This is a genomic window from Echinicola strongylocentroti (assembly GCF_003260975.1).
Taxonomy (GTDB): Bacteria; Bacteroidota; Bacteroidia; order Cytophagales; family Cyclobacteriaceae; genus Echinicola; species Echinicola strongylocentroti.
In genome coordinates, this window is sequence record NZ_CP030041.1 from 3049506 (window position 1) to 3076218 (window position 26713).

Below are 26713 nucleotides of genomic sequence, written 5' to 3' on the forward strand. Positions count from 1 at the left end.
AGACATGACAACAAAAAACAATACAATCAACGGTGGAGAGTTCCTTATTAGGGAGACGGATGCGAAGGACATTTTCATTCCTGCAGATTTCTCCGAGGAGCAGCGCATGATGGCGCAGGCGTGTCAGGATTTTATCGATACGGAGATTTTGCCGAAGGCGGAGGAAATCGATAGCATGAAAAATCCTGATTTGGTACCGGGAATATTGAAAAAAGCCGGTGAACTGGGACTGCTGGGCATTTCTGTACCAGAAGAATTCCAAGGCTTGGGCATGAGTTTTAATACGTCCATGCTGATTGCAGACATTATCGGTGCTGCGGGTTCTTTTTCGACTACCTATGGTGCACACACTGGGATCGGGACCTTGCCGATTTTGTTTTATGGTACCGAGGAGCAAAAGCAACAGTACCTACCAAAATTGGCCACTGGTGAATGGGCCGCATGCTACTGCCTCACCGAACCGGATGCCGGATCAGATGCCAATAGCGGCAAGGCCAAAGCCACGCTCACCGAAGATGGCAAACATTACTTGCTCAATGGTCAGAAGATGTGGATTTCCAATGGTGGCTTTGCCGATTTGTTTATTGTCTTTGCCAAGATCGAGGATGACAAGAACCTGACGGCTTTTATTGTGGAGAAGGATTTTGGAGGGATTACCATGAACGAAGAGGAAAAGAAGATGGGCATCAAAGGTTCATCTACCCGGCAGGTGTTTTTTAATGATTGCAAGGTGCCAATAGCAAACATGCTTTCCGATCGCCAAAACGGGTTTAAGATCGCTGTCAATATTCTCAATATCGGTCGTGTGAAGCTAGGAGCTGGCGTGCTGGGAGGCTGCAGGCAGGTGATCAAAAATGCCTTGGGCTATTCCGCGGAGCGTAAGCAATTTGGCGTAAGCATCAATACTTTTGGGGCCATGAAGTCCAAATTGGCCGAAATGGCGGTGAAGACGTATGTCAGCGAATCCCTTTGTTATCGTCTTGGTCAAGACATCGAAGACCGAATAGATGCACTTATCGCAGAAGGAATGGAGGTCAACCAAGCCAAGCTAAAAGGCGTGGAGCAGTTTGCGATGGAATGTGCCATTGCGAAGATTCATGGATCAGAGGTGCTGGATTATGTGGTGGATCAAGGAGTGCAGATCTATGGCGGCATGGGCTATTCCGCAGATGCGCCGATGGAGCGCGCTTATCGGGATGCACGGATATCACGCATCTATGAAGGAACCAATGAAATCAACCGCATGCTCATGATCGGGATGCTGCTAAAACGGGCGATGAAAGGAGAAATCAACCTTTTTGAGCCTGCCAAGGCGGTGGCGGGTGAGCTTACGGCCGTTCCATCTTTTGACACGGTGGACACCTCGCAGCTTTTTGCAGGGGAAAAAGAGCTGCTGAAGAAGCTGAAGAAGGTGTTCCTGATGATTGGCGGAAAGGCAGCGATGGCCTTCGGTCCAAAAATCGAAGAGGAGCAAGAGGTAATGATGAACTTGGCCGATATCATGATCGAAATCTATGCGGCAGAATCTGCTTTGCTACGCACCGAAAAACTGGCGGGACTTCAGGGAGAGGAGGCCTGTAAGCAACAAGTAGCCATGGTCCAAGTGTACCTTTCTGAAGCAGTGGATATCATCCAAGCAGCGGGCAAAGAGGCGATCGCTTCGTTCACCTCAGGAGATGAGCAGAAAGTGATGCTGATGGGCCTAAAGCGCTTCACCAAGGCAGATCCTGTAAACACCAAAGCCCTAAGAAGACAAATCGCCGATCACATGATCGAGAAAGGGAAGTATCCGTACTTCGATTAAAGTACCAGTCCACAAGTGCCCTCCCGCCCAGATCAACTCTCTCGGCGGGAGGGCACTTGTGGTATATCAGTCGTACCTACGGCACTTGCGGATTTTGAGGTGGTTTTTATGACCCACGGATAAATCCATGGGTTACTGTATAGTTCGTGCCGCTGGCACTTGATGTAATTGCTAGGGACGGAATCCATTACCTACGGAACGGTTTTGTTAATGACGTACGATACTGGAGTCCAAAGTTTTTAGTAGTCTTTAACCAATTTTTCCTTGGCGGTGGATTTATATGAGCAGTAGGGTTTAGCTTTCAGTAGGTAAGTTACTTCTTATCTTATAACCTGAGCTCGACTTATTTTACATATTAAAACCGTCATAGCGAACCCTTTTTAGGAGGATGTGGGTTGGAAAAGGGTGTGGCAATCCCCAAATACTGAGACTGCCACGGCTTCCACCACTCAAATCTTCCTCTAAGCCTCGCAGTGACGGTTTTATAATCGAACTGAGGTTTATAGCATTTGTCAGAACATGGATCGTACCTACGGCACTTGCGGGATTTTGAGGTGATTTTTATGCACCCACGGATAAATCCATGGGTTACTGTATAGTTCGTGCCGCTGGCACTTGAGGTAGTTGCTGATGACCAGATTTAATATCCATAGAACGGTTTTGTTATGAACTTTCAGTTGTGGAGGCGAATTTTCTAATGTCCGTTATCTAATCCGCCCTTGGCGGAGGATGATATAGAAGCAGCAGGTTTTAGCCTGCTGATGAGGTTAAGAACCAGCATTGCACCAAGTGCCGTAGGTACGGATCATATCTTTGGCGCCAACATCAAATTGGCTTATGAAAAATGTAATTTTCATCAAAATACCGCTGTTCGGTATTTGTAATCCCGAACCAAGAATAATGGGGATTGCAAATCCCCATCTAACATAAGCTAGCGTTATTCCCTCTCCACATACGTTCTGAAATACCCGCATTCCTCGATCACCTCTTGGTAATATTGGGTGTCTGAGTATTCGTTGTGTAATTTTTGGAAACCTTCCCAGGCGATAAAATCTACATCGTCATCCTCTTCGGACCATTCGTTGGCGTATTTGCTGTAGTTCTTTTCGTAGTAGTAGGCATTTCTTTCACACTTTGCCATCATGTACGTGCATTTGGCTTTCTGTTCACGGGTGGTGGCCGCATCGAACGCTTTTTGGTAATACATGTAGGCTTTTGAGCAATCGGTGATCATGCGGCGCTGGGTGGGGCTGAAACCATACGGACTGTAGGAATAACCTACAATATCGGATTGATATGCCCGCACATTGCCAAAGTGCGTGATATTATAAAAGGCATTACCCAGCAAAAGGCTGTTCTGATAGACTTCTTCCTGCTTGGCCAGTTTTTCCTGCATCAACTTTACCGTTTTCAGGAATTTGCCCATGGGATAGCTCTTCCCCAGAGCATGTTCAGCATCGTGATTATCCCAAATATGGGCATTGAACGGGTTGGCAGGGAACAGCTTTCCAAACTTCTGTTGTTCATAAATCTGCAAGGCTTCATCGATGCGATTGGCAAAGAGCGCCTTGATGGTTTCATAATAATAGACGTCATTTAGCGTGATCGGATAGAGCTTTTCACCAATTTGTTCTATTCCTGTATGGGTATCGGAGAGGAGAAATTGCTTCAGTTTTTCCGTATTCTTCGCTTGGTCAAAAAAGATGGACTGGTTATCATACCCATAAAAATACCCTGCATAACTGTTCGAAAACAATTCACTCATAAGCCTATTTTCCCCTTTGGCAAAGAGCATCGAAAGGTATTTTTTACTCCAAGATTGGGCATTTTCATAGCGGAAGACATCGCTATTGGGATATTTTTGACCTGGCAGCTCGAAATAAAGCCAGTTTAGCTCAGCTACCAAGGCATCCAACTGATCTGCAACGGGGTTTTCCAGCATGTTGAGCTGGTTGATCAGCCGTAATAGGCGCAATTGGTTTTGGGCCAGCTGCGTCTTGGGCAAATGATCTTCGGCTTTCTCAAAAGCTCTTTCAGCGTCGTCAAATCGATCATTTAACGTCAGCAAATACCCATGGGAAATGTTCCAGAGAAAGGGGTTCTTCGTCTTCCCTGATTGGGCAATGTCGGCCACCAAATCCAGTGCACCGCTGTTAAGTTCTTCGTGTTGCTGTTTTTTATACTCATCAAAATCCGCGTAACCGCGATAGCTTTCCGTCTTGTAGTTGGGGTCTTTGATATAGCGTTCTTGGTGATTGATCAGCCTGGTGAGCAGGAAGTTGAGGTGGGAACTCGTAGGGTCCAATGCAAAAATATGGCGGATCGCTTCTGCTTCATTGGTATAATAGCCCTGCAGCGCCCAAAGCGTGGTTTTTTCCGCTGGGGATTTGGCGAGCGGTAGCGTTTCCTGTGCAAAAACCACTGAATCCTGCGGATGGTAACTGAAGATCGCTACCTTTTGGAGGGAAGCGCATTCATTAAACACTTGGGCATAATACAGGTTGGATTGGCTGAAGGCCTTTTGGCGGTAATAGACGCCTGCCTTGTAGGCCAATGCCCTGTAATATAGGGTGTTTTTGGGCATGGACGCAGCGGTTTTGTCGAAGAAGGCAATCACTTTTTCTTGGTCAGAAGCACTGTAGAAATAGGCTTTCATCACCTGAAACCAATATCGCTGTTTCAAAAACTCATCCGTAGCATTTTCATATTGCTTTTGGAGTTGCTGAAATAATTCTCCATCTGTCAATGGGTGGGTTTCCTTAGGTTCCCAGTAGCTATACCCGCTATTGAGTGAGGCCGTTTCTACCTGCTTGGCCAATGTCAAAAAAGTAAGAAAATCCTTAGTTTTTTGACTTGTTAGGTCGATTGATTTTATCCAAGAAGGTAAACCAGAAGGCGTGGTACGTTCAGCATGATTGAGGTCACTGATAAGTGTAGCATCTGCCTGCAGCAACAAGGAATCTACTGCAAAATCGGGAACTGATGAGTCCAGATACTCCGACCAATCTTTGACGATTTTATCGTTAAATCGACCATTATGTGCATTGTCCATACCATCATAAAAGAAGAAATTTTCTTCCAGTAGCAATGGTTCGTAGCTTTTGTCCACGTAGATTTCGGGGGTAAAATTGGAGGCAAGGATGTCATAATAGCCACCGCAGGCTTTCACCACCAAATAAGTCAACAGCAAACTGCCGCTAAAAAGCAGCCCTAACTTGGGCAAAGATATCTTTTTCATAGTTTCTTAAGTTCAGTGAGTCAAGGTCATAAAAAATAATTTCGTCCACCTTCATATAATTCCCCAGATCCTCGGCCATCTCCAGTAATTGCCCTTGGGATACGGCTTCGATTTTCAGTACATCACCTTTCCGGTAATAGGTTCCATTGCGCAGCATGTCTTTTTTTACTTCAAAGAAATTGGGCTTGAGGGCAGCAAAGCCAGCATCCATTGTTAGTGCTGAGGCGGTCACTTTTGGCCTAAGTCCCACGACCTGGCCATTTCGGAGATGGATTCCCCAACCAAATATCGGCATTGCCACCTTCAGGGGCAAAGGATAATCCCCCAAAGTATAGGTATAAAGATCAGCGATGGTCTTATCATAGATGGAGCTGGCGTTGCTGGCATTGATTTCTCCCATATTGTAATACATCAGCACGCCATAGTCCACCTTTGGAACTTTGGTCTTTTGGGCGTATTTGATTTGGTGGAGGCGGATGGTGGCAGACAGGGTTTTATCCGTGATCTTGCCCAATTCGTCGATAAAGGCCATAAAATGGTCACGGCTCTTTAGGCTCCAATCGCAGTCAACCTGGATCTCCTGATAGGAAAGCTGGCTGTTGGCTGATAATGAATTGACATAGCTACTGATCTTTTTTGCCAGTTCGGCCACATCCAAATTAGAAGATAGCATCACTTCATTTTTGATATACACGACCGGAACGATTTCCAATGTATCGGGAAAATGGCCGAGGTTCACTTCACTGACAGGATACGGCAGGCCATCGGCACTTAGCGCCACATCAAAATACCTCACATAGAGTTTCTTGACCTGATTGGCCTTGATGGTGTTGGCTTCTGTGTGATTTAAATTAAAGGCTGTTTTCCAATAGTAAAAGGAGACAGCAGGCGGTTTGGTCTGCTGGCAAGCACCCAAGCAGGCCATAAACATAACCAGTATAAAAATGCGTGTTTTCATAGCTAAAAAGGGTATGAACCATTCATCCTACCAAGTACAAAGTAACTATAATATGACGAAGAAGCCTGATTTAATTTTGACAAATAGAAACCCGTTCTTGATTGAATCCGGATTATGCGTTAGGAATCGTAGTGAGAGCTGAAATTGCAAGAAAATCAGTTAGTTTGGAGGCATTAGCGTAGCACCGCTACGGTTATGCCGAAAACTAAAGTGAAACGGCTGATTTTGAAGCAGTTTAAGTTCGCAACAGATAGGCTAATGCATATTCCGGGTTTATTAAATAGGTGCTCACAGAAACCACAAAAATCTCAGAAAAGCTTTATCTTATTCTGGGTGTTCTGTGCGTTCCGTGAGAAATAAAATCTACTGGTAAGAAAGCATATAATAAGAAATGAGTCTCCGGAATCATACACGTAGCCAAACTTAATTGATATTGATAAATTGTTTTCCCGTTCTTTTCCATTGATGAAAAGAACCAAAAATCTAGTCCAGTGGTGAGATCTTTAAATTGGGTAGAACATGCTTTCCTATGAGGGCAATAGGGTACCCAATTTAATTTAAGAAAAATGCTCCGGCCTGAAAATGAATGGATCTCGCTGTTCCACGACGCGAGCTAATTCATTTTTTTAACGGCCTGCTCATTTTTCTTAAACCGGTCTCACCAAGGGACCTCCTTAACCTTCGAAATCATATTATGTAATTGTTCCACTACGTGCAAAATCACGGATAGTCATTTAATAAAAAAGGATAAAGTTCATCAAAACAATCAACGTTCCGCGACAAGAATCAAACATAAAAAAGAACTCCTTGCACGAAAAAGGGGAAATGCCCTTAACTAAACGGTATTGCACTCGGTTTATGGGCTAGTGCTATGCGCTATAATCAACTTTATTTTCTAACTTTATTCACCTATGGAAAAGTCATTTACCGAAGAAGAACTCAAGGCCATTGCTTCCCAGCTGAGCCACCCAAAAGGGGAGATGGGCATCGATGTGGCCGCAACCATGCATGAGTCGAACATTTCCATGACTGAAAAGGCCATTGAGCTGCTTCATTTGGAAAGTGGTGACAGGGTGCTGGAGCTGGGACATGGGAGTGCAATGCATGTGAGCCAGCTTTTGGAGGAGCAGGAAAACCTGCATTATACCGGTCTGGAAGTTTCAGAACTCATGCACCTTGAAGCCAAGAAGCATAACGCCCGGTGGGTTGATAGGGGAAAAACGGCTTTTCACTTGTATGATGGAGAGAGTGCTCCGTTTGAGTCGGGTATTTTCGATAAGATTTTTACGGTCAATACCATTTATTTTTGGAAAGATCCTGTGAAGACGGCAAAGGAATTGGAGAGGCTATTGGCTGATGAGGGGAGTTTGGTGATTGCTTTTGCGCAGAAGCAGTTTATGGAAAACCTGCCTTTTGCCCAGTATGGTTTTACCTTTTACGATGACGAAGATGTCATGGAGCTGATGGGAAAGGTTGGCCTGGTGCCTTTGGAACAATCCGATGTGACCGAAACCGTCAAGAGCAAAGCCATGGAAGAGGTGCAGCGGGAATTTACCGTGATGCGTTTTTCTCGATAGGATTTCTTGTAGTACGAGTACTGAGCTTTTTGTTTTTTTTATGAGCACCCAATGAAATTAGACCACTTGGTAACCCCCACTTCTGACCGTTCGCGCATTGAATTGATCGATGTTTTAGGCTTCAGTATTTCAGGTATGGTCCGCTGGAGTGGTTGTGGAGAGTGCTGAGTTACGGAAAATGGATGAGGATAAAACGTTAGCTGATATGCTTTCTTACAAAATAGGAAAAGCTGCTCTAACGCACTCTAGAGAGAAAAAATGGCCTTGACAATTAACTTATAAGTCCGATAATCATTATCACCATTATTACCAAAAGCACTACGATCTTTAGGACCAAAAACCCTTTCCATTCGAATAAACTACGCACGCGGCTTTTATGGAGGACTTCATCCTTGGTGAGTTGAGGGGCATTTTGGTCATGCTCGATGAGTGTATGGTCATTGCCATATACATCTTTGTAAAGTTCCAGTGTTTTTCTGGGCTTGCGCTTGTAGTCCTCTTTGCGCATCCCAAACCCCATATATCCCATGTCCGTTCATTTAATTGGTTAAAAAAAGTACCTACCTCACGATCTTAGCGGACAGAATTGTCAGCAGTACTCCGCTATGGTGATATCGAAAACAGCCTGATTTTGTCCGCCGCGGCGGATCAGACCGCAATAGATAGGCTAATGCCTATTCCGGGTTACACCTAAGGCTATGGAATATACAAAAAATAAATGGTAGTTGGACTTATATCAATTTCCAACCCAGTGCTGTATTGACCGTGGCCTTGACCACGTCCAAGGCGGCATTGATCGCACCTTCTACGGCCAATATGCCCAGGCCTTCGATGGTAAGTAAAACGATGCGCGCACTGCTTTTTTGGATTTCCAAGTAGTGCTTGGCTTGTTCCTCGGTGATTTTTCCTTGGAGTTTCAGCTCCCCGATGAGTTTGATATTGTTGGCCAGTACTTTCAGCTCATTTTCTGCAAAAGGTTGGGCTTCTTCCCAGTGATTGGTCAGGACACTTTGGGCAGCCGTGACCATTTTTTCGAATATTTCCTCTGTGTTGATCTCGGGCATAATGGGATGGGTTTATCAGTTTTCGTACTTTTCTCCACGTTTGAGGGCCATTTGCAGTCGGATGATGGCCGTAAAGGCTGAGTTAAAGGCGGATTTCAATGGAGGCAGTTGTTCGGCAGATGCAAATCCCATCTTGTGCAAAGCCTCAAGGTTGGACAGCATGTTTTGCAATTCCTTCACCTGCTCCTGGACAATGCGGTTTTTATCCACTGCAGCTGCTCTTACTGACAAGGTGTTCAGGTCCACTTTGGCTTCATCAAAGAATGTTTGGTAATGTTCATAAGCTGCCTCATCGGTGCCGATGGTTCGCTCCAACTGGACAAAATACGTTGCTACTTTTTCTTCAAGTTCCGTTACCTTTTCATCTGTAATGGGATCGTATTCACTGATCAGGCGCACAGAGGTACAGGCATACCCACAAGACAATACTAGCAGGAGTAAGCCTATAATTTTCCCTTGTACAGAAACTACTTTGGATAATTTCATGTCGTTGTCTTCTAAAAACAATTATGATTATCCGCAATGATACTAGTAATAACAGGAAAATTAAAAAAGTGCTCACAGAAAACATGGAAATCTCAGAAAAACCTTATTTCATTCTGGGAGTTCTGTGCCTTCCGTGAGCAATAAAACCTACTGGCAATAAAGCGTATAATCAAAAAAACAATTTTTGACTATCTCATTTTCTTGCAACCTTCAGTGTTCCTTTCCCTCGTATTTCCACATCGGTACCGTTTTACCGGCATGTTCAAAGCCCATTTTTTCGTAAAATGACACTGCCTGAAACTCGGCAGTAAGCATTTGCATGTGGAATCCCGTATATTTTTCGAGCATCCTTTGCATTATTTTGCGGCCGATGCCTTTACCTTGGTGACTGGGCAAAACCAACAAATGCGGAAAATATACCACCAAATACCCATCAGAAATGGCATTGCCCAACCCCACCAGCTGATCGTTTTCCCAAGCAGTGACCAAACTATCCGAATGGGTAAGGCCATTGTAGAGAACGTCAGGTTTATTGGCGGCACTCCATTGGTTTTTTTGGTAGAGAGGCAGTAGGTCTTCCAAGGTAAAATGGCGACTTTCTGAAATTTGCACTGTTGTTTTTTCCATGATGATATAATCAATTCCTCCTTTGACGAAGGTTTGCGGGGTTTTTTGAAGTCCAAATTTTTTGTAGAATGCTGTTTTGTCCGCACGTGCATTGCACCAGATGCGATGGACTCCTTCTTTTTCCAAATACGAAACCACATGCTGAAGCAAGATGCTTCCCAAGCCTTTGCCCTGTTGGGATGTTTCAGTGGCAAATTTTCTAAACTGGGCCTCGCCATTTTTTATAAATACCGATATGACTGTGCAGAGTTTGTCCTCCTGTATCAAACCAAAATGTTGGCCTTGGCGGTCCTCTTCTAGTTTGACATAGTCAATCGGCTGATTTGGCCACATCACGCGGTGGCGAAGGTCCCAAGTGTCTTCCGGGCGGATGGTGATGATTTGGTAACTATGTTTCATTGACTGCTTTGATCTAAGATGGATGATAGGTGTTTACTAATTGATAATGGATAACACCAATTTAATTACTGAACAACGAATGCTAATGATGTCCTTTCCAACCGGGGCCACGGACGACCCTGCCGGGAAAAGCACCTGTGTGTTCACCATGGCGAAGTACTAGCTGGCCATTTACCAAAACATGGACCATTCCTTCCGCATATTGGTGTGGCTGGTCAAAGGTCGCCTTGTCCTGGATTTTTGCTGGATCAAAAATAGCCAAATCTGCGTAAAAACCCGCTTTTAGCAATCCCCTTCCCTTGATGTTGAGATTGGTAGCGGGCAAGTGGGTCAATTTATAAATGGCCTCTTCTAAGGGGATTACTTTTTCCTCACGGACGTATTTTCCCAATAGCCTTGCGAAGTTGCCATAGGCCCGTGGATGTGTACTGGACTTGAGGAAGATCCCTTCAGCAGCCATCGATTGGGCATCAGAGCCAAAACTCATCCAAGGAAGCTGCAGTTGTTGTTGGACATTCTTTTCGTCCATCAGAAAATAGACTGTTCCTACACGGCTGCCGTCTTCCACTACGAGATCCATGGCCGTTTCTTCGGGAGATTTACCTCTTAGTTTGGCCACTTCTGCCAGCGTTTTGCCAGTGAGGTGTTTTAGACTATCGTTTTTAAAACCGACTAAAATCATCTTTTCTGCTGAGCCGGCCGCTTGCATGAGGCTTTCCCAAGTGATGGCGGGGCTTTTCATTTCGTCCAGGACTTTTTTGCGGATCTTAGGATCTTGGAGCCGCTTTGCCCAAGCATCATATCCGCCTTCTTGTACCCAAGGCGGCATGGCCGCATCCAGACCGGTGGCACCTGCCGTGTAGGTGTACATATCCGTGGTGATGTGGAGGCCGGCACTTCTGGCAGAATCGATCTTGCTGATCACCGCATCCAGCTTGCTCCAGTTGGCAGCACCGCTTTGTTTGAGGTGGTAGACTTCTGCGCGGATCGATGCTTCACTAGCAATTTTAATCAATTCATCCAAACTTTCCAACAGTTTGTTTCCTTCACTTCGCAAATGGGAGATATACATCCCATCGTACTCGGAAGCCACTTTGCAAAGTGCGATCAACTCTTCGGTACTGGAATAAAAAGCCGGAGCGTAGATCAGTGATGACCCGATACCCAGCGCTCCTTCTTCCATCGCTTGACGTACCATCATTTTCATGGAGTCGAGTTCTTCTGGACTGGGAGCGCGGTCTTCATAGCCCACCGTATTGACCCGCAAGGTGGTCGCTCCTACGAAGGAGGCAACATTAGTGGAGACACCTTTGTTTTCCAGAAATTCCAGGTACTCACCCAAGGTGGTCCACGGAATATCATAGGTGATGTGGCCTTGATCTTCGATCATTTCTCGACGGGTAGCAGGTGTCAGTGGTCCCCAGGAGCTGCCTTCACCAAAAACTTCGAGCGTCACACCCTGCTTGATATCACTCATGGAGCGGCCATCTTCGATCAGCGACTCCACGGCCCAGCTGAGCATATTGATAAATCCCGGAGCGACCACTAGCCCTTCGGCATCGATTTCCTGTGCCGCGGTCTGATCAGATAGATCACCAAGGGCTGCGATGGTGTCTGCATTGATGCCGATATCTGCCATGAATGCGGAATTTCCACTACCGTCCACGATTTTACCATTCCGGACGATGGTGTCAAAGTCTTTTGGATGGCTACAAGAGAATAGAAGGATAAGAAGGAAGAAGAACGGAGGTTTATGCGCCATAGGGATAAGGTTAAAAGCTTAGGGTAAGTTAGGGGAAAAGCAGAAACGCACCAAATGGCCCATAACGCTGATTTTTAACGAAGCATTGTCAACTACTTCCAACGCTAAAAATCTATTGGAACGTTTAAGGCTGTCAATACTGCCGTTAAATCGTCCGTTTGATAACCTGGCCAAACGGTAAATAGGGAGTTCTTTCTACCATCTTGGGTTACTAATTTGAAAGTCCCGAATCCCAGAAAGGATGTGACGTATATTTTCTTAATATCCTTAAGATAGAAATATAGTTTGTGTTCTTTATGTATAAAGAAGCTCCAGAAAAGAAACAAGGCACAAAATCTACCCAAAATAGTCCAGAGCAATATTTCGACGGTTCCATATTGATCAGCAAATAACACATTGATGGTGGCGCTCACAAGGACCAATGCAACTTGTATCTGCGGCATATGTCTATTGACGGTGCCTGTGTTATCAAAGCTGATGGTATCGCTCGATTGATCATGATATGCTTTCATCTCATTGAAAGGGATTGTGGGTTACTTCTGGCTGATCCTCGATTTCTACTTCGATTCCTCCGATCCATTTGGCAATCAGGTTATAAACCAAGCAGCCAATGGCGGTCATCACAAAGGCAATTCCGGCGTAAATAAATGGCAAAAGCACGAAGAAGATACCTCTTGCACCTAATCCATGAAGAAAATGGCTGTGATCTGAAAACCCGCTTAACCCGACTACGGTCATTATGAGCCCAAAGGGTATCATAATAATGGCCATAAAGACAAAATAAATAATGGCGAACATGGAGGCGGTCTGTACCACCCCAAAACGTTTGATTCTTTTTTTCATGATAGCAATAAATAATATCTATATCCGCAATGACACCAGTAATCATAGAGATATTGAATAGGTTCTTACAGAAACCACGGAAACTTAAGAAAAGCCTTATTTTATTCCGGGTATTCTGAGATTTCCGTGAGAAATAAAATCTACTGGCAAGAACAGCCTATAATCAAATAACTAATAAAAATTGTTCTCTACTGTTAATATACAAAATATTCTGTTAATGACGAGGGGATCGAAGCGATGCTAAATGTATCTCATTTCGTGATGGAAAAAAATACACATAGTTTAAGTAAATTATATTAGATACTTATTAAAAATCACCATACATTATTTACAGTATAATGGCATTTTTTGTCAATTAGTTTACAAAAATATACAGTTAGTTTTCATTTATACACGATTTAGTCTTTATCAAAAGAAGTTTTGCTATAAACAGCAATTATCAAATATCCTTGATCACCTTGCAGGGATTGCCAAAGGCAAGTACATCACTTGGAATGTTTTTGGTCACCACCGAACCGGCGCCAATGGTCACATTATCGCCAATGCTTACACCGGGCATGATACAGACATTTCCACCGATCCAGACATTATCGCCTATCGTCACTGGCTTGCTGGAGGTGCGATAGATGGGCTCGCCCTCTTTTCTTTCGGAGGGAGTTTTTATTCTTTCAGAAGCCTTTAGTGGGTGAGTGGCGGTGTAGATTTGTACGCCGGGTGCGATCAGGCCATTTTTGCCTATTTTGATGAGGTTGTCATCCAAGAATGTACAGTTCATGTTTACAAAAGTCTCGTCACCGATATGGATATTTTCACCGTAATCGCAGTAAAATGGCGCTTCTATCCAGACGTTTATTCCTTTAGCGCCCAAGAGGCTGGAGAGAATGGCCTTTCTATCATCCATTTTTTCAGAATCCAGGGCATTATAACTCTTGATCAATTTTCTGGCCCTGTGGTACTGAGTGATCAGTTCTTGATCGAGTGTGTTGTACAGCTGGCCGGCGAGCATTTTTTCTTTTTCTGTCATAGTTATTAGTAATACGATAATGTGACGTTTCGCCCCTAATGACAGTGCTGGATCTCTCGTTATGAGTAGATAGAATGCCAGTGCTTAGCGATCAGAGAAATGCTTTTTGATGATATCATTGATTTTTTCATAAGTGAGTGGTTTGCTATGGTATTCACTTATTTCCTGAAAGGTTTTGGCTTTTTCGTCATCATCAGGGTTAAGGCTGGTTGTGAGCATTACAATAACGTTCTTTGCCTTTTGGTGATGGGGGAGTTTTTTATATTCTTCCAAAAAATCCCACCCACTGATTCCTGGCATATTGATGTCCAGAAAGATGAGCTCAGGACGAGTATTTTCGTCACTATTGACATTATTCAGGTATTCTAGCGCTGCCATGCCACTTTGTACGGCTACGATGCTTTCTACCTGCCCAGTTCTTTTTAGGATGATTTCATTGATGAAATTGGTGGGTTCATCATCATCAATGAGCAATACACATTTGATTTTTCTGTTCATGGATTTCTAATTTGTTAGTTGGGTATAGTAAAATAAAATATACTACCCTTACCTACTTCGGACTCTACCCAGATTTTACCTCCGTGAAGTTCTACAATTTTTTGACAATGTGCCAATCCAATGCCAGTGCCTTCATAGGAATTTCTGTTGTGAAGGCGTTGGAAGATAATAAAAATACGCTCTTTGTATTTTTTTTCAATGCCTATTCCGTTGTCTTTGACAGAAAAGAGCCAGTGTCCCTTTTCACGTCTTGCATCGATCCATACTTCTGGAGGGGTTAGGTTTTGATGAAACTTGATGGCATTGGTGATCAGGTTTTGGAACAGCAATCGTAACTCGGTGGCATTTCCTTTTATATGCGGGAGTGTGGTACTATGGATGGTAGCATTTTCATTTTTTATCTGGGAACTAAGGTCGATTTTGATATTGTCCAAGAGCTCATTGCAGTTGACCTCGACAGCTGTACGCTCTCTTCCTATCCGACTATAATCCAATAGACCCTTGATGAGCTGTCGCATTCTTCCGGTGGCCTCAGTGATGTACTGCATACTTTTGATACCTGTCTCGTCAAACTGATGGGAGTAGTTTTCGGCTAGGAAGTCGGTAAAGCTCATTACGGTCTGCAAGGGTTCTTGCAGGTCATGTGAAGCTACGAAGGCAAATTGCTCAAGCTCTTTGTTTTTGACCTGTAGCTTTTTGTTGAAATCCTGAAGTTCTTTTTTGACAGCAGCTTTTTCACTGGTATCACGAATTACGGCGATGGCAAGTGCTCCATCTTCGGTTTCTAGTGGGCTGAGGGATATCTCTACTGGAAATTCCTCGCCGGATTTCCGTACGCCGGAAAGCTCCAATCCTGATGCCATGGGCCGGGTTTCTGCTGAGTGGAAGAATTCATCGCGATGGTTGGTGTGGCGATGATGGTAGCGCATGGGTACGAGGATTTCTATTTTGTTGCCGATCAGTTCTTTTTTGCTATAACCAAAAATGTTTACCACCTGCTCATTGACCAGCTGGATATCTCCGTGCTTGTCGGCGAGGATAATCGCATCAGGAGCACTTTCCAGCAATCCTTTAAACTTGTTTTCTGCCTTTTTCCTGTCGGTGATATTTCTGATGGCTGCCGATACGAAAAGCCCATCATCTGTTTTCAGCGGGCTGAGAGAAATTTCTACCGGAAAGGTAGACCCATCTTTTCGCTTGCCATAGAGCTCTGTAACTTGCCCCATACTGACACAGTTTTCTTGGTTTTTCTTAAGCAGGCTAATGTATTTATCAGGAATGAGCATTTCCAATTCGCATCCCAAAAGCTCGTCTTTTGTATAACCAAACTGGTTTTCAGTTTGTGCATTCACCAAGACGATTTGACCTACAGTATTTATAATGACCATAGCATCTGGAGCTGTCTCTACCAAGGCTTGTGCCTTGCTGGCGACTTTGTCCGATTGGGTGAGTTTTCTGAGAATGGCAGAAATAGAGGTGATTTTGCCCGATTGATCAGTAACGGGAGAATACTGGACGGACACCAATTCCTTTTTGCTGTCCCTTCGGTCAATTTCCTGAATGTATGGAGGCAGTTGCTCATTGAAGAGGATGGATTCCCGTAATTGGTCAAAGCCTACTTTATGGGGATCAAATGTGGTCACACTTTGGTAATCCATTCCTACCAAGGAAGACCCTTCACGGTCAAAAAGTTTACTTGCGGCTTTGTTGCAATAAAGGATGATCCCTTTTAGATCAAGACAAATGATAGCATCCTGGGCATTGTTAATTAGTTGTTCGATCACTTATGGTATTGGTAATTATTACTATTTAAATAAACACTTCATCCTATAGTTATTTCATATATACCTTAAATGGCTATAGGAAGAATTGGAGAGGAAGAAGTTTATAATTACCAATATTAATTATTATTTATCGATTTTTTTGCCGCTTATATTTTTTTTTAACCAGTTTACAGTCATTTATGTGTAAATGATGTTACTTAGAATCATCCATTATCAAGTATATTTTGATAGGTTAATGCTGCAATTTTTCCTTGCCGTTTTTAATGACAAACCAACTTGTCCAAGCTATTAGCAGCAGTTGGAAGGGAACTCGAAACCATAGATAATTTACTCCAGGGCCATCGTATTGGCCAGTTTGATAGTTGAGTTGATCCATAGACGCCTTGATATTGGCAGGCAAAACCAACAGAAAGAATAGGATCAGTAGAATTCCTGTTGATTTTCTGTATTTATGTAGGTGAATACCTACAGCCGCAGCCATTTCGATTAGTCCTGTGAAGTAAACCACAAAGGCCTTTTGGGGAATGAAGTGAGGTAGCATTTTGGACATTCCTTCGGTGAACATAAAGTGTCCCATGGCCGTCAAACAAAGCATCACTGAAAGCGCAATTCTACCAGATATAGCCCACGCGAAAGTTTTGGTCCTCCAATAGTGAACAATAACGGCCAAGACAAAAGTGAAAATCAATACATAAAAGGGCAACATGTTGATGTAGGATTTTGGTTGTCTACAAATCTCCTCATTTATGATAAAGCAATCAATGAACCTAGGTTAACTTCATCTATATGTGGTTCCTTTTACATGGCTGTAGCGGAACCTTCTTAAGAAACCCGAAGCATCTAGCGGCCAGTCTAATTAGCCGTGTTTATAGTATGACCACGTGGTTTTTTTTATATTTATCATCTGTCAATCAAATCTTAGTGATTATGGACACATTGGGCAAAATTTTGATTTACGCTGGATTTTCTGGTATTACGGTTTTTATCGGAGCCCTATTGGGCAATGCGTTCAATAATCACATAAAAAAAAGAGTACTAAAATATGAGATTTCACATGCTGCAATTGCCTTTGGAGGAGGAATTATTCTCTCAGCCGTGGCGTTGGTGCTGGTCCCAAAAGGCTTGGAGGAATTGAATTTGTGGCCGATGTTGCTTTCTTTTGGTGCTGGATCGGTGATCTTCTTTGTGATCGACAAGTACCTACAGCAAAAAGGGGGCAAGATGGCTCAATTGCTGGCGATGCTAATGGATTTTGTCCCTGAATCCATTGCGCTGGGAGCTTTGTTTGCCAGTGATCCTTCCACCGGCACGCTATTGGCCATTTTTATTGGTTTACAAAACCTCCCTGAAGCATTCAATTCATTCAGGGATATGGTCCTCAGCGGTTTTACTGCTAAGAAGACACTGATGTTGATGTTTATGCTGAGTTTTGCAGGAATCGGGGGAGCTCTGATCGGTCATTTTTTCCTAAGGGATTACCCGGATGTGACGGCACACCTGATGGTTTTTGCGAGTGGAGGGATTTTGTACCTAATATTTCAGGATATTGCTCCCAGTAGCAAAATGAAGCACCATCATTGGGGAGCTATAGGAGCTTGTGTGGGATTTATGGTAGGGATGATAGGAGAAAAGGTGATTTAGACCTAAATAATTTTTTAAATTCGGGCATGGAAACAGCCTATTTTGAAGGGAAGGAATATCGAGACGAAGATTTTACCTTGTCATTTACTTCGGGGGAATACGAAGAATGCACTTTTGTGGGATGCAAGTTTGCTGGAGTGGATCTCCGTGACGTGGTTTTTTCAGAATGTACCTTTGAGCGCTGTGATTTTAGCAATGCGCAGTTGCTAAACACCAGCTTTAGGGACGTGGAGTTTTCTACTTGTAAGTTGCTGGGCCTCCGGTTTGACAAGTGCAATCCCTTTTTGTTGACATTTAATTTTATCAATTGCCAGCTGGATTTTTCATCCTTTTATGGCTTAAAACTAAAACAGACCAAATTCAAAGCTTGCAAAATGCAAGAAGTAGAATTTGTGGAGGTGGACTTGACCGCTTCTACTTTCCAAAACTGTAACTTGCTACAGGCGGTGTTTGACGGTGCCAATTTGGAAAAAGTGGATTTCAGAACTGCTGAAAATTTTTCCATTGATCCAGAAAGGAACCGATTGAGGAAAGCAGTATTTTCGCTTACCAATGTGACAGGCTTATTGGATAAATACGATATTTCTGTGAAGTGAATATATATCTGCCGTTCCTATGGGCTAAAAATGAGTGGATCTCGCTTGTCCACTGCACGAGTTAACTCATTTTCTTAACACTCCCATCAACTGTCCTAAAATCGAATGCTCCAACGGTCGAATAATGGACTCACATCGAAGCAGCTGATTTTGTCCGCCGCGGCGGGTCAGGCCGCAATAGATAGGCTAATGCATATTCCGGGCAATGTCGTTTAGTTAGTGTGTATCTGGAAATACTGGTTTAATTATTTTTCATGCTAAATTCCAAGATAGTTTTCATCTCATTACCTTTGTTACTTTTTTGCTGCAGGTCAAAAAAGTAACCAAAAAACCCCGCCGCTGTGCATCTATTGGCCTAAAATTAAAACCTTCCCTCATGCAGGCAAACTCCTCCTTTTTAACTGCCAACATTCTTTTTGGCCAGCATTTCGTCAAACCTGTCTAGGCCGCCAGGCTGGCCTGTCTAGCAGCGAGATAGACAAGCCTGCCTTCTTGCCCCCGCTTTTTAATTTCTTAACGCCCAATATCTGCAAGGCGGATCCATTTTATACAATGGACGATCCGTATTGGAAAACCTTCTTAACTAAACGACATTGATATTCTGGGTTAAACTTATCTAAATCATTCTCCCCACTGGGCAGACAGGTGCGATGCTTTATTCGTCCTCTAAACCAACTGGTGTCCTTGCTCTTTCAGCATTTTCTGCGATAGGCTGCTGCTATTCTATTGTACAAACTTGGAGAAAGTGCCAGCGGCACGATGGATTTAGTAACCTGCGGATTCATCCGCTGGATGTTAAGGCCTCCTCCACCTCCAGAAGGAGTGCCAGCGGCACGGATGATAGCTGCCCTACACGAAATTAATGTTAAATGCGTTTGCCCTGGATCTGAACCACAATAACGGTAAATTCATCCAATCGGGTAATAAAAAGAGCTGCTTCGATGAGAGGCAGCCCTTTACAATTAGGGGTTATTAATTAATGTTAGGTAGTATCTTTTTGATCAGGCCGGTACAGGCCTGATCGTTGGTGTGTCGATCAAATAATCCAAATCCATGGTTTCCAGTATGGCCATTGTCCCAGTAAAACGGCACTAGGGAATGGTCCAGCATCGTTTAATTGAACTTTTTCAAAGCTATGGAAAAAGCTGTCGTCATGGGGTGTTCAAATGTTAAGGGAATGGGTGATGTTTGTTTAATTGAGCGGGCAAGGGATGAAAATCCTTTGATGTAGCTTTCAGTGTTTAAATCTGAATGTTAAGGTTTAGCATCCGCATTTAAACCTTCCAACCTTCCAACTTTATCACCTTCAAACCTCCCAAACCCCCTCTAACTGATCCTACTCCAATTGACGGCGTGTTTCTTTTGGTTGTTGATTTGGCGGAGGACCATGGCATGCTGTGGAAGGGTGATTTCGGGATCTTCGGCGATCAGCTGTTGGGCGGCATCGCGGGCCATGGTGAGGATAGGAGCGTCCTTGCTGAGATCGGCGATGATCAGGTCAGCGACGCCGCTTTGTTGGGTGCCCATCAGGTCACCGGGGCCGCGGAGTTTGAGATCCACGTCCGCAATTTCAAAGCCGTTATTGGTGCGCACCATGGTATCCAAGCGTACACGGCTGTCTTTGGACAGTTCGTATTTGCTCATCAGGATACAGTAGGATTGTTCTGCACCTCTACCTACTCGTCCACGCAGCTGGTGGAGCTGGGAAAGTCCAAATCGCTCGGCATTTTCGATCACCATCACAGAGGCGTTAGGGACATTTACGCCCACTTCGATCACCGTGGTGGCCACCATGATTTTGGTTTCGCCCTTGACAAAGCGCTGCATTTCGAAATCCTTATCGGCAGGCTTCATATTGCCATGGACGATGCTGGTGGGGTATTGCGGAAATGCCCGCTGGATGCTTTCATAGCCGTCCATAAGGCTCTTAAGGTCCATTTTTTCGGACTCTTCGATCAAGGGATAGACCACATAGATCTGCCTGCCCAGTTCGATTTCCTTTTTCATAAAGCCAAAGACCTTCAGCCGGTCCTTGTCGTAGCGATGGACCGTTTGGATGGGCTTTCGCCCAGCAGGAAGCTCGTCAATGACCGAAATGTCCAGGTCACCATAAAGAGTCATGGCCAAGGTCCTAGGGATAGGCGTGGCTGTCATGACCAGCACATGGGGATAGTAATTGGGGTTTTTTGCCCATAGTTTTGCCCGCTGTGCCACGCCGAAGCGGTGCTGCTCGTCCACGATGGCGAGTCCGAGATTATGAAACTGGACGATGTCTTCCAGCAGCGCATGTGTACCGATGAGGATATGCAGCTGGCCATTGAGCAGTTCACCATGGATGCGGGTGCGGGCAGATTTTTTGGTGGAGCCAGTGAGTAGGTCGATGCGCAAGCCCATCATGTCCGCAAACTCCTTCAGCCCTTCAAAATGCTGCGTGGCCAAAATCTCCGTGGGAGCCATCAGGCAAGCTTGGGTGCCGGAACTTATGGCGATCAAGGCACAGATAAACGCCACAATGGTCTTCCCACTGCCTACATCTCCTTGGATGAGGCGGTTCATCTGCTTGCCGGAGCGCATGTCCGCAAAGGCTTCTTTGATCACCCGCTTCTGGGCATTGGTCAGGTCAAAGGGCAAGTGATCGGTGTAGAATTTGCCAACAAGCTCCGTTTGGCCAAGTACTTGGCCGCGGTATTTCTCGGTACGGGTAAGTTTTAGCTTTAGCAAGCGCAGCTGGACGAAGAAAAACTCCTCAAACTTTAGCCTAAACCTTGCCCGTTTGAGCCTTTCAGGGTCATCAGGAAAGTGTATCTGTCGGATCGCCTCTTTTTTGGCAATGAGGTTATATTGCTCAATGACGGCATCAGGGAGGGTTTCCTGTATCTGGGGATAGGCATTCTGGAGGAGTAAGTCCATAATGCGGGAAATCCCCTTGCTGTCCAGGTATTTTGCGCGAAGCTTTTCGGTGGTAGGGTAGACGGGCTGGAAGAAGCTCTTTTCCTCTTGGGCAGCCGTCAGTGGTTCCATTTCCGGATGGGCGATGCTGAATTTTCTGCCATAGCGGTTGGGCTTTCCGAAAAATACGTAGGTAGCACCGGTCACTAGGTTTTTGGCCACCCACTGGATGCCTTTGAACCAAGTGAGCTCCATCTCACCCGTTTCATCTTCGATATAGGCCACGAGCCTCTTTTTGCGCGCCATTCCGATGGTCTCCAGCCGTCGGATCTTGCCGATGACCTGCACATGCTCCAAGTGTTCGGAGATTTGGTTGATCTTATAGAATTTGGTGCGGTCTTCGTAGCGGAAGGGATAATGCTGCAGGAGCTCACCAAAAGTGAAAATGCTCAGCTCCTTATTCAGCAATGCTGCTTTTTGGGGGCCGACGCCTTTTAAAAACTCAATTTTGGTATCAAAGAATCCTGGCAATTTTCTGCTTTATTGATGGTCAGAATAAATTTGGCACAATTTAATTTTTAATGAGATGAATTGCTACACTTGTGGTCGTTTACTGCCTTACTTGCGCTGAAGGCGAGCAATGTAGAAGCCATCAAAACCACTTTCATAGGCCAATACTTTCTGGTCCTCCAGTAACTCAAAATCCTGTCCTTTTTCAGATTGCAGGAATTTTTCTACTTGATGCTGGTTTTCAGTGGGCAAAATGCTGCAAGTGGCGTATACCATGATACCGCCCGGCTTGACCATGGAGCAGTAATTTTGGAGGATATCCTGCTGGATGGTTTGTACATTGGAAATGGATTCTGGGCTAAGCTTCCACTTGGTGTCCGGGTTTCTTCTGAGCACGCCCAGACCTGAGCAAGGCACGTCCAGCAGTAGCCGATCGGCAGATTCCTTGAGGCGCTTGATGGTTTTATTATCTTCGATGGTACGGGTTTCGATGATGCTGATGCCATTTCTTCTGGCCCGTAGCTTGGTGTTTTTGAGTTTCCAGCTTTCGATATCCATGGAGAGGACGCGGCCTTTGTCCCCCATCAGGGTGGCAAGGTGAAGGGATTTTCCTCCAGAACCTGCGCAGGCGTCGATGACGCGCATGCCTGGCTCCACCCCGAGTGCATAGGCGACCAATTGGGAAGAGGCATCCTGGATTTCATAAAGGCCTTCTTTAAAAGCCGGGTTGCGGAAGATATTCTGGCGTTTGGCCAATACCAGTGCATCGGGATAGCCTTTTGGAGCGTACGTCTCCACGCCATCTTCTTGGAGTTGGTTCATTAAGGCTTCACGGGTGGTTTTGAGGGTGTTTACCCGGAGGACCACTTGGGCCTGTTCGTTCAGGGCATTGATCTCATCATCCCATTTGTCATCGAGGAGTTCAGCTCCCATTTGGTCCAGCCAGTCCGGAATGGATTGGAGGGTGGCACGGGAAGTAAGGGCTTCGTATTTTCTTTTGACAGTATCGACTTTCACTCCCTCAAACTCATGCCAAGGCGGAAGGATATTGCCTTGGAGCAGCCAGTAGGTTCCAAAAAGGTGGTAAAGATCTTCTGAAGGGCTTACTTCATTGATCAATCGCCACCACCTGACCATTTCATACACAGATTCGGCGATAAAGCCACGGTCCCTAGCACCCCACTTCTTGTTGGATTTTAAGGTTCTTTCGATCACCTTGTCCGCATACTGCTGATCATAAAAGATTTCTTCTATGGCACTGACCACGCCTTTGACCGTATTGGAATATAGCCTCATGAGTTTTTGAATGGTTAAGACAGCAAAGATAGGGAATTTAGAGGACGATGTAGCAAGAAAAAAGTAGGTAGATGCAAGTAGCTAGTAGTGAGTAGTGAGACGTGAGATATGAGTCTTGAGTCTTGAGACAACACGTTTGTCACCCTGAGCGGAGTCGAAGGGTAGTGTAGGACCTCGACCCTACCTGTGGAGGATAGACCATAGCCGTCAGTTTAAATGGATATAGGCAGACCAACTGTCATAATTTAGCTGTTCGGGATTTGAAATCCCGAACCGAGATAATGGGGATTTGAAATCCCCCTAGACCATTTGTGAGGAGCATCGAAATCAATAGGGGGGATATAGATTTTAAGCAACAACATGCGTTAGCCTGACGGTTATGGGAGGATAGACAGGACCGCTCAGCCTGGCCTCACTTAATTTCATTGTAGGCGAGTTTAGGACGAGTAGGCTGGTGACAAGAGGAAAGAAAACATACCGAGTTACTCTCTGCCGAGACGGGAAGGTATAGCCAAGCAATCCCGCTTCCAAACGGCAGGTGGCTATTTTCCACTGTTGCTTTGTTCGCATGACGGATTGATATTGAATATGCGTTAGTAACTGAGCATCCTGCCTAATCCGCCTTTGGCGGAGGGTCATATAGAAGGTGCAGGTGACAACAAAAAATGATTACACACAAAAGGGTAAGTTCCGTAGGAACGGTAGATATAAATGCAAATAGGAACATTTTTTTTAACTGCGTTTGCCCTGCAGCAGGGATGCTCCATTAGGAGCATTAGCTTGGTAATAGAAAGTGGATATAGCATCCCAACAGTGCCGTAGGTACTGGACACTGGGAAGGAAAGTAAATACCCATAGCCTAATCTGCCGAAGCAGTTTTTCGAAAAACCTAACTGCTCAAATGTGATGTACCTACGGCACATTAACAGAGGACTGATGGACATGGCTGTTACCAAGCTTTCATACCTACGGCATGATGCTTTTAAGCCAATAGTAAAAATTTGGTGGTTTTGAGTTTAACCAAGAATAGACATTAGCCTACCTATTGCGGTCTGATCCGCGGCTGACAAAATCAGTCGCTTCGCTGCTGTTTTCGATATCACCATCCGCCGCGGCGGATGCCTCAATCTCCAAACAACCTGATTTTTTTGCTGTTTCAAATCTTCCCGATAGCTGTCGGGACAGGCGATAACAATTCCTAATGCATAAACCGGGTTTAAAAACTCAATGCGAGTGGTTCCGCAGCATAGCTGTCGGAACAACGAGGAAAAGGATAAAATTAACCAAGAGAATCGTATCGAGTATGGACACCGTGCGGGTGGGGCTGCTAGGGGGCAGTATTTCATGTGGTGTTGGTTCTCTGGTCCAGCACCGGCAAGCATATAGTAGCTGTGGGTGGTCTTCGGCTATGTTCAGGTGCCCTTGGCTGTTTTGAGCTGTTACCCAACGGATCTTTCTGATACCATTTTTGCTTGTTCTAATCGTTATTTTTCATTGTTGGTAAAAATTCACTATTCATCATGATCAAATCCTTATATTGGTGGATTAATCTAATATAAAACCCACAATGAAAAGATACTTAGCATTATTACTGGTGGCTATTTCCTGCCAGCAAAAGGAAGTGGCGCCTCCTGCACCTGTGGAGCCCGTGCCCTCAGCTAGGCAATTGGCTTGGCAGGACCTGGAATTCTACGCTTTTGTGCATTTTAATATGAACACCTTTTCCAATATGGAATGGGGGATGGGCGATGAGGATCCGGATACTTTTAATCCCACAGCACTGGACTGCCGCCAATGGGCCAAAGTGGCCAAGGATGCTGGCATGAAAGGCATCATCATCACCGCCAAGCACCATGATGGGTTTTGCCTTTGGCCGACAGCAACTACCGAGCATTCCGTAAAAAATTCCTCTTGGAAAGACGGAAAGGGCGATGTGATCAAAGAACTCTCCGAAGCCTGTAAAGAATATGGGCTTAAATTTGGCGTGTACCTGTCGCCTTGGGACCGGAACAATGCCCACTATGGAACACCGGAATATATTGACATCTTCAGGGCCCAGCTAAGAGAGCTCCTGACCAATTATGGAGAAGTCTTTGAAGTGTGGTTTGACGGGGCCAATGGCGGAACCGGCTACTACGGCGGTGCCAATGAAGAGCGCCGCGTGGACAAAAAGAATTATTATGACTGGGAAAATACCTATAGCATCATCCGCGAACTCCAGCCCAATGCGGTGATCTTTTCGGACGGAGGCCCTGACATTCGCTGGGTAGGAAACGAAGAAGGCCATGCCTATAAAACCACTTGGTCCAATCTCAAGCGGGACGAAGTGTACGGAGGTATGCCGGAATACGCTTCTGAATATTCGGCAGGTCAGGAGGATGGTACCCACTGGGTGCCTGCAGAAGTGGATGTGTCCATTCGTCCAGGTTGGTATTACCATACTTATGAAGACCATAAAGTAAAATCTTTGCCAAAACTCTTGGACATTTACTATGAAAGTTTGGGCCGGAACGGCTCTCTTTTGCTCAATTTTCCCGTGGATCGCAGAGGCTTGATCCACGAGAGGGATGCGGAGCAAGTGCAGAAATTGGCCGATAAGGTCAAAGAGGATTTTGCGCTCAATTTGGCCAGTGAGGAAGGCGAGATAGCGGCATCTGGGACGCGAGGCAATGGATATGAAGCAGCCATGGCCATCGATGATGATGCATCCACCTATTGGGCCACTGCGGATGGGGTTGTATCAGGGGCAATGACGGTTACCTTTGACGAGCCCACTACCTTTAACCGCTTTTTGGCACAGGAGTATATTGCTTTAGGGCAACGTGTGAAAGCCTTTACCGTGGAGGCAGAAACTGAAAGCGGCTGGAAAGAAATTGCCAGTGAGACCACCATTGGATATAAGCGGATTTTGAGATTTCCTGATGTGACGGCCACCGCCGTGCGTTTTACCGTAACGGATGCCAAGGCCTGCCCGACCATCAGTGAGATAGGTGTTTTTAATGCTCCAAAGGTGATTTTGGCTCCATCAATCTCCCGCTCTGTGGCGGGGAAGGTGAGCTTGGAGGCAGTTGATGAAGGAGTAGACATTTATTATACCACGGATGGCAGCACACCGAGCAAGGACAGTAAAAAATATGAAGAGTCCTTTGAGGTGATTACACCAAAGACGGTTCAGGCGATTGTCAGTGACCAAGCTTCTGGCAAGACCAGTGAAGTGGGCCGTGTGGATTTTGATCTGGCCAAGGCAAACTGGAAAGTGGTAAATGGAGCCGATAAGGCGAATCAAGTAATGGATGAAAATGTCCATACCAACTACACCAGTAAGGATGACGAAGTCGTGATAGACCTGGGAGCAGTGGTACCACTGAAAGGCTTTACCTACATGCCGATGCAAAACAGGTACATGTCTGGTGTGATCCAGCAGTATGAGTTTGCTGTAAGCACTAATGGAGCCAATTGGAAGACGGTTAGCAAGGGAGAGTTTGGCAATATTGCGGCTAGTCCAATAGAACAGAAAATTACTTTTGGCTCAGAAAGCGCCCAGTTTATCCGCTTAAGAGCCATCAAAACCGTGGACGGCAATGATGCTTCATTTGCCGAAATTGGAGTGATGACCAAATAAGTTGATGAGCAAATAATAGAAGCCCATCTTCAGCAATGGAGGTGGGTTTTTTGCTGGTACATACTTGAGTGTTTTCAGGCTGTATGGAGATAGCG

At 45.0% G+C, this 26713-nt stretch carries 21 protein-coding genes; 6 read left to right on the forward strand and 15 right to left on the reverse strand.

Annotation, left to right across the window (positions count from 1 at the left end; genetic code table 11):
• Positions 1-4 precede the first annotated feature (4 nt).
• Positions 5-1804 carry an acyl-CoA dehydrogenase family protein gene (locus DN752_RS11845; RefSeq protein WP_112784137.1) on the forward strand — a complete coding sequence of 600 codons (1800 nt, stop codon included), beginning with the start codon at positions 5-7 and terminating at the stop codon, positions 1802-1804.
• Positions 1805-2741: 937 nt separating this feature from the next.
• Here DN752_RS11845 and DN752_RS11850 read toward each other — a convergent pair.
• Both DN752_RS11850 and DN752_RS11855 read right to left on the reverse strand, forming a co-directional pair.
• Positions 2742-5042: a hypothetical protein gene (locus DN752_RS11850; protein ID WP_112784138.1), complete on the reverse strand. Its 2301-nt coding sequence runs from the start codon at positions 5040-5042 to the stop codon at positions 2742-2744.
• A complete protein-coding gene (locus DN752_RS11855; protein ID WP_162633197.1) occupies positions 5002-6000 on the reverse strand; it encodes a hypothetical protein in 999 nt (332 codons plus the stop codon). Before DN752_RS11855 ends, DN752_RS11850 begins: the two co-directional genes overlap by 41 nt.
• A 911-nt stretch (positions 6001-6911) precedes the next feature.
• Between DN752_RS11855 and DN752_RS11860 the strand changes: the two genes are divergently transcribed.
• Together DN752_RS11860 and DN752_RS25345 are read left to right on the forward strand one after the other, a co-directional pair.
• Positions 6912-7577 (forward strand): class I SAM-dependent methyltransferase, encoded by a 666-nt coding sequence (locus tag DN752_RS11860; RefSeq protein ID WP_112784140.1) that lies wholly within the window; start codon positions 6912-6914, stop codon positions 7575-7577.
• A gap of 101 nt (positions 7578-7678) precedes the next feature.
• Complete coding sequence (locus DN752_RS25345) at positions 7679-7777, forward strand: DUF418 domain-containing protein (protein ID WP_112786521.1); 99 nt, start codon at positions 7679-7681, stop codon at positions 7775-7777.
• Positions 7778-7848: 71 nt separating this feature from the next.
• On the opposite strand, the gene DN752_RS11870 is transcribed toward DN752_RS25345, so the two are convergent.
• The 11 genes from DN752_RS11870 to DN752_RS11920 form a co-directional block, all read right to left on the reverse strand.
• Positions 7849-8106 carry a hypothetical protein gene (locus tag DN752_RS11870; protein ID WP_112784141.1) on the reverse strand — a complete coding sequence of 86 codons (258 nt, stop codon included), beginning with the start codon at positions 8104-8106 and terminating at the stop codon, positions 7849-7851.
• Positions 8107-8308: 202 nt separating this feature from the next.
• Positions 8309-8641: a hypothetical protein gene (locus DN752_RS11875; RefSeq protein ID WP_112784142.1), complete on the reverse strand. Its 333-nt coding sequence runs from the start codon at positions 8639-8641 to the stop codon at positions 8309-8311.
• 15 nt (positions 8642-8656) lie between these two features.
• Positions 8657-9127 carry a hypothetical protein gene (locus tag DN752_RS11880; RefSeq protein WP_162633198.1) on the reverse strand — a complete coding sequence of 157 codons (471 nt, stop codon included), beginning with the start codon at positions 9125-9127 and terminating at the stop codon, positions 8657-8659.
• 210 nt (positions 9128-9337) lie between these two features.
• The gene (locus DN752_RS24915) at positions 9338-10153 is read right to left on the reverse strand and encodes a GNAT family N-acetyltransferase (RefSeq protein ID WP_245949518.1); all 816 of its coding nucleotides are present in this window, start codon (positions 10151-10153) and stop codon (positions 9338-9340) included.
• 82 nt (positions 10154-10235) lie between these two features.
• Positions 10236-11915: an N-acyl-D-amino-acid deacylase family protein gene (locus DN752_RS11890; protein ID WP_112784144.1), complete on the reverse strand. Its 1680-nt coding sequence runs from the start codon at positions 11913-11915 to the stop codon at positions 10236-10238.
• Between the two features lie 104 nt (positions 11916-12019).
• Positions 12020-12427 (reverse strand): hypothetical protein, encoded by a 408-nt coding sequence (locus DN752_RS11895; protein ID WP_112784145.1) that lies wholly within the window; start codon positions 12425-12427, stop codon positions 12020-12022.
• 1 nt (position 12428) lies between these two features.
• Complete coding sequence (locus DN752_RS11900; RefSeq protein ID WP_112784146.1) at positions 12429-12758, reverse strand: hypothetical protein; 330 nt, start codon at positions 12756-12758, stop codon at positions 12429-12431.
• A 439-nt stretch (positions 12759-13197) separates the two neighbouring features.
• On the reverse strand, positions 13198-13782 hold the full coding sequence (locus DN752_RS11905) for a sugar O-acetyltransferase (protein ID WP_112784147.1): 585 nt from the start codon (positions 13780-13782) through the stop codon (positions 13198-13200).
• An 84-nt stretch (positions 13783-13866) separates the two neighbouring features.
• Positions 13867-14280 carry a response regulator gene (locus tag DN752_RS11910; RefSeq protein ID WP_112784148.1) on the reverse strand — a complete coding sequence of 138 codons (414 nt, stop codon included), beginning with the start codon at positions 14278-14280 and terminating at the stop codon, positions 13867-13869.
• A gap of 14 nt (positions 14281-14294) precedes the next feature.
• Positions 14295-16064, reverse strand: coding sequence for a PAS domain-containing sensor histidine kinase (locus DN752_RS11915; RefSeq protein WP_112784149.1), 1770 nt, complete (start codon positions 16062-16064; stop codon positions 14295-14297).
• Between the two features lie 232 nt (positions 16065-16296).
• Positions 16297-16770, reverse strand: coding sequence for a DoxX family protein (locus DN752_RS11920; RefSeq protein WP_112784150.1), 474 nt, complete (start codon positions 16768-16770; stop codon positions 16297-16299).
• A gap of 221 nt (positions 16771-16991) precedes the next feature.
• Between DN752_RS11920 and DN752_RS11925 the strand changes: the two genes are divergently transcribed.
• Both DN752_RS11925 and DN752_RS11930 read left to right on the forward strand, forming a co-directional pair.
• Positions 16992-17705, forward strand: a complete 714-nt coding sequence (locus DN752_RS11925; RefSeq protein WP_112784151.1) for a ZIP family metal transporter — start codon at positions 16992-16994, stop codon at positions 17703-17705.
• 26 nt (positions 17706-17731) lie between these two features.
• A complete protein-coding gene (locus tag DN752_RS11930) occupies positions 17732-18301 on the forward strand; it encodes a pentapeptide repeat-containing protein (RefSeq protein WP_112784152.1) in 570 nt (189 codons plus the stop codon).
• Between the two features lie 1326 nt (positions 18302-19627).
• Here the strand turns inward: DN752_RS11930 and recG are convergent.
• Both recG and DN752_RS11940 read right to left on the reverse strand, forming a co-directional pair.
• Entirely contained in the window at positions 19628-21721 is a 2094-nt protein-coding gene (recG, locus tag DN752_RS11935; RefSeq protein ID WP_112784153.1) for an ATP-dependent DNA helicase RecG, read from the reverse strand.
• Positions 21722-21808: 87 nt separating this feature from the next.
• On the reverse strand, positions 21809-22996 hold the full coding sequence (locus tag DN752_RS11940) for an RsmB/NOP family class I SAM-dependent RNA methyltransferase (RefSeq protein ID WP_112784154.1): 1188 nt from the start codon (positions 22994-22996) through the stop codon (positions 21809-21811).
• A gap of 1567 nt (positions 22997-24563) precedes the next feature.
• On the opposite strand from DN752_RS11940, the gene DN752_RS11945 reads away from it, so the two are divergent.
• Positions 24564-26618: an alpha-L-fucosidase gene (locus DN752_RS11945; protein WP_112784155.1), complete on the forward strand. Its 2055-nt coding sequence runs from the start codon at positions 24564-24566 to the stop codon at positions 26616-26618.
• Positions 26619-26713: the final 95 nt, after the last annotated feature.